At 35.6% G+C, this 14,714-nt stretch carries 12 protein-coding genes; 8 read left to right on the top strand and 4 right to left on the bottom strand.

Annotated features, from left to right (window positions below; translation table 11 throughout):
* Positions 1–8: 8 nt before the first annotated feature.
* Genes BLP44_RS10520 through BLP44_RS10510 form a run of 3 tightly spaced genes read left to right on the top strand, consistent with a single transcriptional unit; the run spans position 9 to position 1,767 of the window.
* Positions 9–386, top strand: coding sequence for a response regulator (locus BLP44_RS10520; RefSeq protein WP_008463212.1), 378 nt, complete (start codon positions 9–11; stop codon positions 384–386).
* On the top strand, positions 383–1,195 hold the full coding sequence (locus BLP44_RS10515; RefSeq protein WP_008463213.1) for a CheR family methyltransferase: 813 nt from the start codon (positions 383–385) through the stop codon (positions 1,193–1,195). Before BLP44_RS10520 ends, BLP44_RS10515 begins: the two co-directional genes overlap by 4 nt.
* Entirely contained in the window at positions 1,174–1,767 is a 594-nt protein-coding gene (locus tag BLP44_RS10510) for a chemotaxis protein CheB (protein ID WP_008463214.1), read from the top strand. The genes BLP44_RS10515 and BLP44_RS10510 overlap by 22 nt, the downstream gene beginning before the upstream one ends.
* 68 nt (positions 1,768–1,835) lie before the next feature.
* On the opposite strand, the gene BLP44_RS10505 is transcribed toward BLP44_RS10510, so the two are convergent.
* Both BLP44_RS10505 and BLP44_RS10500 read right to left on the bottom strand, forming a co-directional pair.
* Positions 1,836–2,600 (bottom strand): porin family protein, encoded by a 765-nt coding sequence (locus BLP44_RS10505; RefSeq protein ID WP_008463215.1) that lies wholly within the window; start codon positions 2,598–2,600, stop codon positions 1,836–1,838.
* 10 nt (positions 2,601–2,610) lie between these two features.
* Positions 2,611–3,732, bottom strand: coding sequence for a hypothetical protein (locus BLP44_RS10500; protein ID WP_008463216.1), 1,122 nt, complete (start codon positions 3,730–3,732; stop codon positions 2,611–2,613).
* 306 nt (positions 3,733–4,038) lie between these two features.
* Between BLP44_RS10500 and BLP44_RS10495 the strand changes: the two genes are divergently transcribed.
* The 5 genes from BLP44_RS10495 (at position 4,039) to BLP44_RS10475 (ending at position 12,544) form a co-directional block, all read left to right on the top strand.
* On the top strand, positions 4,039–4,362 hold the full coding sequence (locus BLP44_RS10495; protein WP_123907014.1) for a DUF6660 family protein: 324 nt from the start codon (positions 4,039–4,041) through the stop codon (positions 4,360–4,362).
* Between the two features lie 119 nt (positions 4,363–4,481).
* Complete coding sequence (locus tag BLP44_RS10490; protein WP_091132622.1) at positions 4,482–7,601, top strand: efflux RND transporter permease subunit; 3,120 nt, start codon at positions 4,482–4,484, stop codon at positions 7,599–7,601.
* Between the two features lie 145 nt (positions 7,602–7,746).
* Positions 7,747–8,988 carry a TolC family protein gene (locus BLP44_RS10485; RefSeq protein ID WP_091132923.1) on the top strand — a complete coding sequence of 414 codons (1,242 nt, stop codon included), beginning with the start codon at positions 7,747–7,749 and terminating at the stop codon, positions 8,986–8,988.
* Between the two features lie 2 nt (positions 8,989–8,990).
* Positions 8,991–10,268, top strand: coding sequence for an efflux RND transporter periplasmic adaptor subunit (locus BLP44_RS10480; protein ID WP_091132618.1), 1,278 nt, complete (start codon positions 8,991–8,993; stop codon positions 10,266–10,268).
* Between the two features lie 275 nt (positions 10,269–10,543).
* Positions 10,544–12,544, top strand: coding sequence for a heavy metal translocating P-type ATPase (locus tag BLP44_RS10475; protein WP_211516879.1), 2,001 nt, complete (start codon positions 10,544–10,546; stop codon positions 12,542–12,544).
* A gap of 4 nt (positions 12,545–12,548) precedes the next feature.
* On the opposite strand, the gene BLP44_RS10470 is transcribed toward BLP44_RS10475, so the two are convergent.
* Both BLP44_RS10470 and BLP44_RS10465 read right to left on the bottom strand, forming a co-directional pair.
* Positions 12,549–13,832: a DUF6624 domain-containing protein gene (locus BLP44_RS10470; protein WP_066034949.1), complete on the bottom strand. Its 1,284-nt coding sequence runs from the start codon at positions 13,830–13,832 to the stop codon at positions 12,549–12,551.
* Positions 13,833–13,894: 62 nt separating this feature from the next.
* Positions 13,895–14,545, bottom strand: coding sequence for a VOC family protein (locus tag BLP44_RS10465; protein ID WP_091132611.1), 651 nt, complete (start codon positions 14,543–14,545; stop codon positions 13,895–13,897).
* Positions 14,546–14,714 lie beyond the last annotated feature (169 nt).

Below are 14,714 nucleotides of genomic sequence, written 5' to 3'. Positions count from 1 at the left end.
TGCTTTAAATGGGAAAAAAACGTGTGTTGATTGTAGATGATGATTCAAGAAATATTTTTGCTATGGTGAATACCTTAAAAGCAAAATCGTATGATTGTATCTCTTGTCTAAGTGCCGAAGAAGCATTAAGAATATTAAAAGAAGACTCATCGATAGATGTCGTTTTGATAGATATGATGATGCCCGAAATGGATGGTTATGAGGCAATTCCGCTTATAAAAGCAATTCCATCACAAAAATCCACATTGGTGGTTGCCGTAACAGCGCAGGCAATGGCAGGAGATAAAGAAAAATGTTTACAAGCCGGAGCAGATGCTTATATCTCAAAACCTGTAGATGTTGATAAATTACTTCAGATTTTGGGAGGAAATTTAAATGAATTATGATTGAAGATATTGAATTAGAAACTCTTATAAATGATGTTTACGAATATTACGGTTTTGATTTTGGAAGTTATTCCAGAGCCTCACTTAAAAGACGTGTAAGCCGTGTTTTCTATTTAGACGGATTTAAGCATTTTCATGATTTTTTGTCTAAAGTCCGTACTGATCCCGAATATTGTAAAAGAATGATTGACGAAATTACGGTTAACGTAACCGAGATGTTTCGCGATCCATCATTTTATTTGACACTCAGAAAAGAAGTCCTTCCGCTATTAGGAACCAAACCTTTTATCCGTATTTGGCATGCAGGATGTTCTACAGGAGAAGAAGTCTATTCGATGGCTATTATGCTGAAAGAAGCTGGATTGCTGCATAAATCTATATTGTATGCCACAGACATAAATGCTTCGGTATTAGAAACAGCAAAAAGCGGTATCTTTCCATTACGAATGATAAAAGATTACGCTGATAATTATCGCGATGCTGGCGGACAGCAGGATTTTTCAGACTATTACATCGCCAATTACGGCTTTGCAAAATTTAATGAAAGTCTTTCTGAAAAAATGGTTTTTTCGCAACATAACTTAGTTTCAGACACTTCATTCAATGAGTTTGATCTTATTTTGTGCCGCAATGTTTTAATTTATTTTGATAATAATCTGCAGAAAAGAGTCGTTAATTTATTTGATGACAGTCTCGCTGTTTTGGGTTTTTTAGCACTCGGAACAAAAGAAACGATAAAATATTCTATATCTCAGACCAAATACAAACAATTTGCTAAAGAGAAAATATGGAGAAAAATAAAAGAATAACAAATTGTAAAGTAGTAATAATTGGCGGCTCGGCAGGAAGTTTACAGGCATTATTGCAGATTTTGCCTTTTATAGAAAAACCAATTTCATTTGCGATTGTAATTGTGGTTCACAGAAAAAACTCAGACGAACAAACCTTAGAAAGTTTAATTGCTTTAAAATCTAAAATTACTGTAAAAGAAGTAGAAGATAAAGTAAAATTTGAATCTGGGTTTGTTTATATCGCACCTTCCAATTATCATTTATTGTTTGAGAAAAACGAAACGCTTTCGTTAGATACTTCAGAAAAAGTTAACTATAGCAGGCCAAGCATAGATGTCTCTTTTGAGTCTGCGGCAGAAATATATGGTGAACATTTGATTGGAATATTACTTTCAGGTTCCAATTCAGATGGAACAATCGGATTGAGGGCAATTCAAGCTGCTGGCGGAATAAGTGTCGTTCAGAATCCGCTTTCAGCAGAAATGCCTTTTATGCCCAATAACGCCATTCTGCATACAGTTCCTGACTTTGTTTTAAGCACCGAAGAAATTCTGGAATTTATAAAAGGAATTAATATTGCTGGTTTTTGATTAACGATTTTTGATTTCAGATGGAGAAATCAAAAATCGTTAATCCTCAATCTAAAATCTTCAATCTCTTAATTTTTCTCATCTTCAGGAAGAACCACTTTGTTGAGTTCAGCCTCTTTCTGAGCTCTTTTTTGTGCCGCTTTACCTTTTCCAATCGGAATTCCTGCTGTAACATACAAAGATCTGTTGAATTGATTGTTCGGGCCATCACCTTTCATTACAGTAACGAGTCCGTAATAATATTGAACAGTGACATTCAAACCGTTTCCAACATTCATATGATAGCCAGCACCAAAAGCAAGTCCGGCATCTATAACATGAATCTGATCTCTAATGTTTTTCTTGTAGACCACATCATCATTATTGATTTCGTTTTTAAACTCATCAAAGGCTTTGGCCAATAAACCAAATTGAGGTCCTGTTTTGAGGTAAATATTGTTTTTGAATTGATATTTAATTAATATCGGAACATTAAAATAACGGATTTCACGATTCACATGACCGCCGGCAAAAGTGTTATCGAGATTTTCATCATTTAAAGAATACACCGGAATATCCTGAGCTCCCATAGGCGATTTTACAATTACGCCAGTATTGATCATCCAAGCGGGGTTTTTTCTAGATTTCAAATCAAAATAAAAGCCAAGGTTAAAACCCGGATTCAAAGCAGAGGAGCCCATATTAGAAATCGTAGAAAAATTAGCACCGCCCTCCAAACCAAATTCCAAAAACTCTGAATTGAGTTTATCTCCAAATATTAAGGAAATTAAGACTTGTGATTGTGCCGTGGTAATACAAAAAAATGTGATAAAGATTAGAAAACCTTTTTTCATGCCATTTGAATTAAAGTCCAAAACGGTATTGAAAACTTCCTAATACCTGTGTTCGAGAGCCTAAGAAGCCACATTCTGCTCGAAACATAAAATGTTTGTTGAACTGATATTGAGATCCAATGATAAAGTTCCACATATCTTTTGGTCTTTTTTGAAGAGAATATTGCACAGAAGAATTTTCAGCTGTACTTAGCGCTCCGTCTAATGTATTTAAAATATTGCCAGCGCTTTCTAAAGCTCTATTTGCCGTATTATGCTTCGCTATATTAGCAGGATTTTTTTGTTCGGCAGGAGTTAAACCATCCCACCAGTTGTCTACTTTGGTTTGGTTTTCTGCCACTTTAGCCAGACCATTATCTACTTTTTCTTGAGCTCCTTCTAAATTAATGAAATCAGATAACGGCAGATCTCCGTTTGTATCTCCAGCAATATGAACTCTAAATCCGCCCACCCAAACCGCAATATTTGTGTCTGGTTTATTAAATTTAAAGGTTTTTCCTAATCGAGGTCCAAATACATAAGAAAAGGCGGGTTTGTCAAGCGAACTAATATCGGTCCAAGCCATATTCATATCAAGAGCCAGCCAGCCGCCTCCAATACCTATGGTTGGTGTCATTCCCAGACCAAATGTTGTGGCATTAAAATTGGCTCTGGTGCTGAAAGTAGTTATTTCAGACCAATTATTATCAGCATCTGGAATCCAGATTCCGGCATTAATTTTAGTGGCAGTATTAGCTTTTCCAAAAATTCCATAAATATTTAAAAAAGGAAGAAGCCAGATATCAGGTCTGATAGTTAACGCGGTAGCCTCAACTGATGATTTGTCAAATCGTACAATCTCATCTAGATTATATTGTGGTCCATGATTAAAGCCAATTTGCAGATTGTTGATTACAATATCAGACTCCTGCCAAAACCAGTTTACAGATAAACCGGCTGAATAAGGAAGTTTATATCCTTTTTGGGCTACTTTTTCTCCCCAGATAGGAAGAGCGTAAGGATATTTTTCTGTTTTAAGACTGTCTTTTAATGTCTGGTTTTTTTCTCCTACAATTTTATCGGTATAAACCTGTCCGAAAATTTGCATGCTGAAAAATAATAAAGAGGCTGATATTAGTGTCTTACATTTCATTGATTAGAATATTTAAAATTAATTAATTAGACTGCGAAAAATAAAATTGTACTAATGTGCGTAGAGAATCTCTTGTTATTTTTTTTGGCTTATAGAAAAATGATTTTTTAAAGAATTAAAATTAGGAACTTAAAGAAGTGTTAAAATTATTGTTAAAGTTAACGAAATTTTCTTACCGCTCATAAAATTTTTAAATAAAATAAAAAAACTATTGGAATAATTTTCAGACCATTAGACGATATTTTATTTTGCTATTATTATTTCGCCCAAATGAAAAATTAAAGAATAAATTGTATTTTTACAACTGTGAAATGGATAAGAATCATATTGTCAATTTATCTGCTGGCGTTGTCTAATATGCCATGCGCTGATATGGAAGTAAACAGTGCGATGCATAAAACAGCTCAGTTTGCTTCAGAAGATAATCATTCTCATGATAAAACCAACGATTTATGTTCTCCGTTTTGCGCCTGCAATTGTTGCGGTGTACAGGTTTTAAGTTACCATTCTGCTGTAAGTTTTGAATTCCCTAAAGCTTACAATCAAATTTCAATTGCTTTACCCAATTATAATTCTGTTTTTATTTCCAATTTCTACGGAAGTATTTGGCAGCCCCCTCAGATAGCATAATGATTATGCCTGTTCAGTTTCGATAGTTATCGGAATCGGAAATGGGCGAGAGAGTTGTGGACTTTTCACAGATTTACAGGCAATTTATTGTCTAATTTCTCACGTCATTATATATCCAAATGTTAGATAAAATCATTCAATTCAGTATACGAAACAAATTCGTAATACTATTATTTACCCTTGCGCTTATAGCTTGGGGAAGTTATTCGCTTAAAAAGTTACCGCTCGATGCCCTGCCAGATGTAACCAACAATCAGGTTCAGATTATTACAACTTCGCCAACACTGGCAAGTCAGGAAGTCGAGCAATTAATTACGTATCCCTTAGAAAGAGCTGTAAAAACAGTTCCAAAAGTAATAGAACTACGCAGTATTTCCCGTTTCGGATTATCCGTAGTAACTGTTGTTTTTGAAGACGATGTAGACATTTATTGGGCTCGTGAACAGATATTCCAGCGCTTAAAACAAGCCGAAGAAAACATTCCCGATTATGTAAATTCTCCTGAATTAGCGCCCATTTCGACAGGATTGGGTGAGATCTACCAATATGACGTTTATGCCAAAAAAGGCTACGAAAATAAATACAGTGCAATTGAATTGAGAACTATTCAAGATTGGATTATTATTCCGCAATTGCAGGGAATTAAAGGCGTTGCCGAGGTAACTTCTTGGGGAGGAAAACTCAAACAGTTCGAAATTGCCGTAAACCCAAATATGCTCAATAGTTTGGGCGTTACGATTACCGAAATTTTTGAGGCGCTGGAAAAAAACAATCAAAATACAGGAGGCGCTTATATTGAAAAAGATCAGTATACCTATTTTATCCGCGGTGTCGGAATGGCTAAAGGCATAAAAGATCTTGAAAATGTAGTGGTGAAAAACCGAAATGGTTCGCCTGTTTTGGTTCGAAATGTAGCACAGGTTCGCGAAGGCATTGCATTACGTTATGGAGCTTCGACCAAAGATGGAAAAGGTGAAATTGTTTCCGGAATGGTTTTAATGCTGAAAGGTGAAAATTCGAGCGCTGTTGTAAACCGTGTTCACGAAAAAATGGAGCAGATAAACAAAAGCCTTCCAGAAGGAGTGGTTGCCGAAGCTTTTATTGATAGAGGAAAACTCGTAGATAACTCTATTAGTACCGTTGCAAAGAATTTATTAGAAGGAGCATTAATCGTCATTTTTGTCTTGATTTTATTTTTAGGAAATCTTCGTGCAGGACTCATTGTCGCTTCAGTAATTCCTCTGGCGATGCTGTTTGCCGTTATTTTAATGAATGCCTTTGGCGTAAGCGGAAACCTAATGAGCCTTGGTGCTATAGATTTTGGAATCATAGTCGACGGTGCCGTTATTATCGTGGAAGCCACGATGCATCATCTCCAGAAATTCAAAAACAAAAAAGAATTAACGCAGGAAGAAATGGACATTGAGGTTTATAATTCAGCTTCAAAAATTAGAAACAGCGCCGCTTTTGGCGAAATTATCATTTTAATAGTCTATTTGCCAATCCTAGCTTTAATCGGAACCGAAGGAAAAATGTTCAAGCCAATGGCTATGACTGTTGGTTTTGCCATTATCGGAGCTTTTATTCTTTCTCTGACCTATATCCCGATGATGAGCGCTTTATTTCTTTCAAAAAAAACAGAGCATAAAGAAAATTTCAGCGACCGCATGATGGCATGGTTAGAAAGCCTATATACTCCTTTATTGAAAAAAGCTTTAGAGTTTAAAAAAGTGGTGCTTTCAGTCGCTGTCGGACTTTTTGCTTTTGCATTTATTGTTTTCCAAAACATGGGAGGCGAATTTATCCCAACAATCGAAGAAGGCGATTTGGCAATCAATGCCACTATTATGACGGGAAGTTCACTTACGCAGATGGTTGAAACTGCGACTAAATATGAACAGATTCTAAAAGCCAAATTCCCAGAAATCAAAACTATTGTGACCAAAATAGGAAGCGGTGAAATTCCAACCGATCCCATGCCAATTGAAAGTGGGGATTTGATTATTGTTTTAAAAGACAAGAAAGAATGGAGAAGCAAATACCGAAATTGGGAAGAAATCGCCAACGCCATGAAAAAGGAGATGGAAATTATTCCTGGTGCGAATATCGAGATTTCGCAACCCATTCAGATGCGTTTTAATGAATTAATGACAGGAAGCCGTTCTGATATTGCGATCAAGATTTTTGGAGACGATTTGGAAATACTGGATGCCAAAGCAGCAGAATTGATTTCGAAAATAAAAGGAATTGATGGAATTGGAGATTTAAAAGCTGATAAAGTAACAGGATTGCCACAGATTACCATTAAATATGATTATGATAAAATTGCGCTGTATGGGCTGAATATTTCAGACATTAACCAAATCATCCGTTCGTCTTTTGCGGGAGAAGTGGCAGGAAAAATTTATGACGAAAGCAAAAGGTTTGATGTTGTGGTGAGAATGGACGAAAACAATCGTGGCAATATTACAGATGTGAGCAATTTGTTTATTCCGCTGCCAAGTGGCCAGCAAGTGCCGCTTTCGCAAGTGGCTTCTGTTGAATATGAGCAAGGCCCTGTACAAGTCATTCGCGAAGACGGAAAACGAAGAATAACGGTTGGATTAAATGTTCGCGGAAGAGACATTAAAAGTGTCGTAGAAGAAATTCAAGCAAAACTGGACAAAAGTTTCAAACTTCCAGCTGGTTATTATGTGACTTATGGAGGACAATTTGAAAATCTGATTGAAGCATCCAAACGACTTTCTGTAGCCTTGCCAATTGCTTTAGGACTGATTTTAGTCTTGCTGTATTTTACTTTTAAAAGCGCTAAACAAGCGTTGCTAATTTTTAGTGCGATTCCGTTATCGGCGATTGGAGGTGTTTTTGCGCTTTCGCTGAGAGGAATGCCCTTTAGTATTTCTGCCGGAATTGGTTTTATCGCTTTGTTCGGAATTGCCGTTCTAAACGGAATTGTACTGATTTCGTATTTCAATCAATTAAAAACAGAAGGTATTTCAGATCCGTTTCAAAGAATCTTGATCGGAACCAAAACACGTTTGCGTCCTGTTTTAATGACCGCAGCCGTGGCTTCATTAGGATTTCTGCCAATGGCATTATCTACAAGCGGCGGAGCAGAAGTGCAAAAACCGCTAGCAACCGTAGTAATCGGCGGATTAATTTCAGCGACTTTATTGACCTTAATCGTTTTGCCAATTTTGTATTTATTGTTGGAGAGATTTAACCGCAGAGATAATTAGTAAATGAGAAAATTTGATAATTAGATAATTTATTGCTACGTGTAGAAAATAATTTTTCTCGCAGATTAAGCAGATCTGGCAGATTAATTTAAAAAGAAAAAATCTGCTTAATCTGCGAGATCTGCGGGAGACAAAAATGATAAAAATGAAAAATTTAAAATATAAAAATCAATCGAAAAATCTCTGCTTCAGATGGTTGCCAGGATTGCGGTTAATTGCGTTTCTATTGGCAACTACAGTAGCATTTGCACAACAATCTATAAGTCTGGAAAAAGCCATAGAACTAGCAAAATCAAACAACATCGATTTAAAAATTGCCGATAAAGAAATCGAAAAACAAACCGTTCTCAAAAAAGCAGCTTTTCAGCCAGATCCTTTGCAAGTACAGTATCAGGGCGGTCAGTTCAATAGTGTCGATTTTGACCATAATGTTTCGGTACAGCAGTTTTTTCCTCTAGGAAATATTACAAAAGCCAACCGACAATTGCAGGAAGAATTGGCAAAATTAGCAGAGAAAAGAAAAGCGCTGTCTTCTTATGAAATCGAAAAAGCGGTTACATTGGCGTATTATCAATATTTGTATGGCATTTCGATACAGAAACTCAATTCAGAATTGAATGATATTTATACAAAATTTCTAAAAAATGCTGAACTGCGTTTTAAAACAGGGGAAAGCGGAAACATTGAAGTCATCAGCGCGAAAGCAAAAGTAAAAGAAATTGAAACCCAGAAAGCACAGTTAGAATACGATTTGGCGATTTATCAGAAACAATTGCAGTTTTTCATTCAGACAGATGAAAATATAGTTCCTGATTCAAATACCGCTTTGCAATACACTTTTATAGAAAGTCAGGAAAATACAAAAGCAGAAGTTCTAATGACCGATTTTTATCAGCAGCAAATTTCAGTATATCAGAAAGAGGCAGGAACACTTAAGGCGCTGCGTACGCCAAAAGTTGGTTTAGGATATTTTGCACAGACGATAAATACTGAATCTTTGTTTCAGGGATTTACGGCAGGTTTGCAGATTCCGTTGTTTGGAGGTGTTAATACTACTAAAGCAAAAGCAGCAGAAATTAGTGTTTCGCAGTCTCAATTGGCTTTAGATAGAAACAAAATGATGCTGAATCTGCAACGAGAAGAATTGCAGAACAACTTTCAAAAACAGCAGAAGAACCTAAATTATTATAAAAATGAAGGTTTGCAATACGCTAATCAGATTATTGAAACGGCTCAAAAAAGTTATGCTAATGGTGATATGAGTTATTGGTCGTACATAAGCTTTCTAAATCAAGCAATCGATATTAAAAAACAATTTGCAGAGGCAACGCACAGCTATAATCAAAGTGCCATCGAACTTCAATTTCCAACTATCAAAAACAATTAAAAATGAAAAATATATCTGAAAATAATTTAACCGCAAAGAGCGCAAAGATTTTAACGCAAAGTTCGCAAAGTTTAATTTCCTTGCGTGCTTTGCTCCCGATAGCTATCGGGATTGCGTGCCTTGCGGTTACCTTAATTAGTTGTAGCGAAAAAAAGACAGAAGAACCACAGGAAGAAGAAAAATCAACTACAGAAGTGGCGTTAACAGTTTCTCAATACAAAACAGTGGGAATTGAAACTGGATTTGTGGAAGATCGAAACCTAAATAAAGTCATTAAAGCAAATGGTTATACGACGGTTCCCCCGCAAAATTCTGCTGAAGTTTCGACTTTGATTGGCGGAACGGTTAAAGACATTTTTGTTTTGGAAGGAACGTATGTAAACAAAGGAAAAGTATTGGCCACAATTCAAAATCTGGAAGTTATTGGAATGCAGGAAGATTACCAATCGGCTGTTGCCAATGTTGAATATTTACAGTTAGAATATAACCGCCAGAAAACCTTGAGTGATGAAAATGTGAATCCGAGAAAGACTTTTCAAGAAGTAAAAGCGAAATTAGCAGCAGAAAGAGCTCGCGCACAAGCGGCAAAAAATAAACTTGATGCTTTGCATGTGAATACAAAAGGAAGTTCGTCTGTCGTTCCAATTGTTTCCCCGATAAATGGTTTTGTTGGAAAAATCAATATTGCGAAAGGCGCTTTTGCGAATACAGGGGTTTCGCTTTTTGAAGTTGTTGACAACAGTCAGATGCATTTGGATTTGAATGTGTATGAGAAAGATTTGGGATCCATTTCGATTGGTCAAGTCATTGATTTTGTCTTAACGAATCAATCCAATAAATCGATTAAAGGGAAGATTTTCGGAATCAATAAATCTTTCTCCAACGAAAGCAAAACTGTCGCTGTTCACGCTAAAATCGATCCTGCTGATGCCAAAGGGCTGATTCCGGGAATGTATGTTTCGGCAAATATCAATATTACAAACACCACTGTCCCAGCTCTTCCAAAAGATGCGGTTGTCAAAAATGCCGATAAGTATTTTGTCTTCATTGAAGAAGAAGAGCATGCGGAAGAAAAACATGAACATTCAGCAGGAGAAAAGGAAGAAGCTCATGAAAAAGAAATTCATTTTAAAGCAATAGAAGTTATGCCGGGAACAACCGATTTGGGTTTTACCGAAGTGAAGCTCGTACATGATATTCCGGCCAATGCTAGAATTGTCACAAAAGGCGCATTTTATCTGCTGTCTGCCATGAAGGGCGGAGGAGAGCACACCCACTAGCTAGTTTTGCCACGAAGACGCTAAGGCACAAAGTTTTTTTTAAGATGCTAAGTTGCTAAGATACTAAGGGGCTAAGTTTTTTGTTGGAGTAGAATTTGCTCACAATCCTGATAGCTATCGGAATTGCGAGATTAACTCCATCAGACTAAAAAAACTTAACGTCTTAGTGCCTTTGTGGCAATAAACTTTCCCACAAAATGCTTAAATTTAGAACATTATTTAAACATACCTTCAGGCATTCAAAGCATGAAACCTGAAGCATGAAACTCAAAAAAATGATACATCAAGATAAAGAAGTAAAAAACGCTACAAATAAAGCCAAATCTTCCTGCTGCTGTTCGCATGATGAACCCGTGCATTCTGATAATGAGGCACATGATCACGATGGACATGATCATGAACACAATGCAAGTGGCAGTTGGTTTAAACTATTTTTGCCTTCGATTGTATCCTTTATTTTACTGATTTTCGGAATTGGTTTAGATAATTATTTTCCGCAAGATTGGTTTACAGGATATGTTAGAATTGCGTTGTATGCAATTGCGTATCTTCCAGTCGGGCTTCCTGTTTTAAAAGAAGCTTATGAAAGTATTGTAAAAGGAGACATTTTCTCTGAGTTTTTCCTCATGTGCATTGCTACAATCGGAGCTTTTGCCATCGGAGAATATCCAGAAGGTGTTGCCGTTATGCTGTTTTATACGATTGGAGAAACTTTTCAGGGAATGGCGGTTAACAGAGCAAAATCGAGTATTAAAAGTCTGCTGGATCAGCGTCCCGATGAGGTTCACATATTAGAAAACAATGTCGCAGTAAAAGTAAAAGCTAAAGAGGTACAGATTGGAGCGATTATTCAGCTTAAAGCTGGAGAAAAATTAGGTTTGGATGGCGAATTATTATCTGATTCGGCTTCATTCAATACAGCTGCTTTAACGGGAGAAAGTAAACCCGATACTAAGAAGAAAGGCGAAACTGTTTTGGCAGGAATGATAAATGGCAATACGATTGCCGAAGTAAAAGTAACAACCGCTTACAGCGACAGTAAATTGTCTAAAATTCTGGAACTCGTACAAAATGCCACAACCAAAAAAGCACCAGCGGAATTGTTTATCAGAAAGTTTGCGAAAATTTATACGCCAATTGTGGTATTTCTCGCCATTGGAATTTGTTTGATTCCGATGGTTTTTGTTGATGATTATGTTTTTACTGATTGGTTGTACAGAGCTTTGGTTTTCTTGGTTATTTCCTGTCCTTGTGCTTTGGTTATCAGTATTCCGTTGGGATATTTTGGCGGAATCGGCGCTGCGAGCAGAAACGGAATTCTGTTTAAAGGAAGTAATTTCCTTGACAGTATTTCGACGATTCAGAATGTTGTGGTAGACAAAACAGGAACTATGACCGAAGGTGTTTTTAAAGTTCAAGAAGTCATCATAAAACCTGAATTTGATAAAGATGAAATCTTAAGATTAGTCAATGCTCTTGAAAATAGAAGCACGCATCCCGTGGCTACAGCTATTCACAATCATGTTGGACCAATTGATTCTTCGGTAGAATTAAAAGAAATCGAAGAAATTTCAGGGCATGGACTAAAAGCAACTCACAACGGAAAAGAATTGTTTGTTGGGAATTTTAAACTCTTGGATAAATATTCGATTTCGTATGACATTGATCCATCTTCAATCGTTTATACGACAATTGCTATCGCTTACGAAAGTAAATTCGCTGGTTACTTAACTATTGCAGATGAAATTAAAGCAGATGCTAAAGAAACGGTTTCTAAACTAAAATCTTTAGGAGTAAAATTGACCATGTTGAGCGGAGATAAAACCAATGTGGTTCAATTTGTTGCTGATAAATTGGGAATCACAAAAGCTTTTGGTGATTTGCTTCCAGAAGATAAAGTCAATAAAGTCAATGAAATTAAAGCCAAAAACGAAACAATTGCCTTTGTGGGCGATGGCGTCAATGATGCGCCTGTAATTGCTTTAAGTACGGTTGGAATTGCGATGGGAGGTTTAGGAAGCGATGCTGCAATAGAAACTGCCGATGTGGTTATTCAAGATGATAAACCTAGCAAAATTGCAATGGCAATCAATATTGGGAAACAAACCAAAAAGATTGTCTGGCAGAATATTACTTTGGCATTCGTAGTTAAAGCTTTTGTCTTAATTCTTGGCGCGGGCGGACTTGCAACCATGTGGGAAGCTGTTTTTGCAGATGTGGGAGTAGCACTTTTAGCGATTTTGAATGCGGTTAGGATTCAGAGGATGAGGTTTTAAGAGATTATAAACTGCCGACAATATCTTTCCATCTATTTTCAGAATAGAATTTTTGAAATGCAGCATTCGACAATAATGATTTTAAGTTTAAATCGCCTCTAAGATGGTTTAAACTTAAAAAATCTAAAGCAATACTTCGATATTGCTCTTCGTTCGTTTGATTGTAAATTTTCGCAAAAAGTTCTGCTGCTTCAAAATTTTGAGCGCTAGTCATTCCTCCTAAAATCATTGAAGCGTTATTATAATTTTCATAGACATTCTGAAATTCTTTTGATTCATAATATTTTTTAGCGGAGTTGATGAGACTTAAAGTATCTTCTTTGTCTTTTTGATCCTTTTTTGAAGCAATTGCTGCTGTTGGAAGAATGTATTTAAAACCATAATTCAAAGCATAAATTCTTAAAGGAAGAAGTTCTAAAGAGGCTCTTCTTTTATCGGTTTCATTTTCTTTGATGATACTTCGAAAACTCGAAGCTTCTCCATTTTGCGTCCAATTTACTTGTGTTCCGTAAACTTGTTTGTAATTTAAATTGCATTGAACTCTGTCATACAAAAATGCATAATTTTCAATTTCAAGTTCTTTTGTCCCTTTTAATTTTTCCATTTCTTCCAAAGCCTTTTTTTGGAACAAAATATCTTGATCTGAGTGCTGGACAATAAGCCAGAAATTATGAGCGCCATCTTTTCCTATTTGAGATATTTTTGGCCAGCCGTTGCTTCTTAGAATCTCTTTTGCCGTAGAAAGATTTTTATAATCCAGTTCGTTAATTTTCTGCTGTAAAGCATTCAATTTTTCGGGATCTGAAGTTTGAATTTTAGAATACCTGACTTTCTGGTCTTCAATTCCCATTGCGTTAATTTGTTTTCGAAGTTCTGGCAGTTTCAGTGTCTTTTCATATTCTTGTTCTTTTAAATGCGCTTTTTGCACAATGATTTTCCATTCTTCAGAATAATTATTTCTAATGAAATCAAAATATGGATCGATCAGTAATTGATCGGCTTCTGTCCAGCCTTTATCTAGCGATAAGTTTAAATACTGTAAAGCTTTAGTTTTATTTTCGTCAAGCGAATACATTCCAGCCGCTTTGTAGGCATTCAAAGCATCTGGCTTTTGGATTGAAAATGCTTTCTCCAGTTTCAGAATAGCATTTTTATAATCTTTTTGAAGATGCAATAACGAAGCTTCTGCAAGCAAAGCTTCGTTACTCAGATTGTTTTGTCCTTTAGAAGTATAAAAACTAAATAACAGCAAGACAAGTCCAAATGGTTTCAGATATTTTAAAATCATTTTTCAGCTTTTTGAAAGATGAAAATACAAATTATATTTTTATATGTTTGAAACAAAGTGTTTTAAAAAAACAATTCAATTATGTTGTCATTATTTTCCAAAGTTATTTTCACCGGATTACTTTCAGAAGGAATTTGAGTTGGATACCAATTTCTAGTAGGCTGTACCAGAATCAATAAACCTTCATGATCGCCAATTGCAGCAAATTTATCGGTATTTGTATTTTGAGAAAAGAAATGCAATCCGTGTTCTTCGATTAACTGATTTCCTAATTGTAATGGACTTTCCGTAACAATTCCGATTTCGCTTATGTTTAAAATCGAAGCAGAATTAAACTCGCCAACTTGTTCATTATTAAGGTCATGTCGAGCAATGAATTCGAGTAAATTTCCGTTGTGATCGAAGAAATATATAGAATGTGCATTCCAATTTTCGAAATTGGTAACGACGCTTTTATCTTCCAGAACAATTAAATCAACTTTGTCCTTGCACCATTGAATAGCTTCTTCAAGTTGGTTTTCGGGAATATTGAAAGCAAAATGATATATGGAATTAAAATCTGAATCTTCAACAAATTTTAAAATAGAAGTTCCTGCTTGAAATGTTATCGATTTTTGATCATTTTCTAGAATGAAAAGTCCAAAAATGTTCTGATAAAATGCTTTCGTTTTTTGAATATCGTTTGTTTTAATTTGTATCTGATCTATTCTCATGGCAGTAAATTTTTATAAAAGAAAAAGCTTCTTTTGAGTTCTAGTCAAATTTAAGAAATGCCAATAATTTCAAGGTTGAAGAGGTATTTTATGTATCAATAAAAAGATAGTAAAAAATTATGGATTGGCGCTTAATGGCATTTTTAAATAATCTATAAAGCTACAAAAA

The sequence above is a fragment of the Flavobacterium anhuiense genome, assembly GCF_900101855.1.
In the GTDB taxonomy this organism is placed as follows: Bacteria; Bacteroidota; Bacteroidia; order Flavobacteriales; family Flavobacteriaceae; genus Flavobacterium; species Flavobacterium anhuiense.
Note: the sequence above shows the minus strand (reverse complement) of the source record. Positions and strands in the feature narration are given on the sequence as shown.

Excerpts from the sequence above, each read along its gene's own strand:
- BLP44_RS10520 (WP_008463212.1), top strand. The coding sequence starts at position 9 with ATGGGAAAAAAACGTGTGTTGATTGTAGATGATGATTCAAGAAATATT.
- BLP44_RS10515 (WP_008463213.1), top strand. The coding sequence starts at position 383 with ATGATTGAAGATATTGAATTAGAAACTCTTATAAATGATGTTTACGAA.
- BLP44_RS10510 (WP_008463214.1), top strand. The coding sequence starts at position 1,174 with ATGGAGAAAAATAAAAGAATAACAAATTGTAAAGTAGTAATAATTGGC.
- BLP44_RS10505 (WP_008463215.1), bottom strand. The coding sequence starts at position 2,600 with ATGAAAAAAGGTTTTCTAATCTTTATCACATTTTTTTGTATTACCACG.
- BLP44_RS10500 (WP_008463216.1), bottom strand. The coding sequence starts at position 3,732 with ATGAAATGTAAGACACTAATATCAGCCTCTTTATTATTTTTCAGCATG.
- BLP44_RS10490 (WP_091132622.1), top strand. The coding sequence starts at position 4,482 with ATGTTAGATAAAATCATTCAATTCAGTATACGAAACAAATTCGTAATA.
- BLP44_RS10485 (WP_091132923.1), top strand. The coding sequence starts at position 7,747 with ATGAAAAATTTAAAATATAAAAATCAATCGAAAAATCTCTGCTTCAGA.
- BLP44_RS10480 (WP_091132618.1), top strand. The coding sequence starts at position 8,991 with ATGAAAAATATATCTGAAAATAATTTAACCGCAAAGAGCGCAAAGATT.
- BLP44_RS10475 (WP_211516879.1), top strand. The coding sequence starts at position 10,544 with ATGATACATCAAGATAAAGAAGTAAAAAACGCTACAAATAAAGCCAAA.
- BLP44_RS10470 (WP_066034949.1), bottom strand. The coding sequence starts at position 13,832 with ATGATTTTAAAATATCTGAAACCATTTGGACTTGTCTTGCTGTTATTT.
- BLP44_RS10465 (WP_091132611.1), bottom strand. The coding sequence starts at position 14,545 with ATGAGAATAGATCAGATACAAATTAAAACAAACGATATTCAAAAAACG.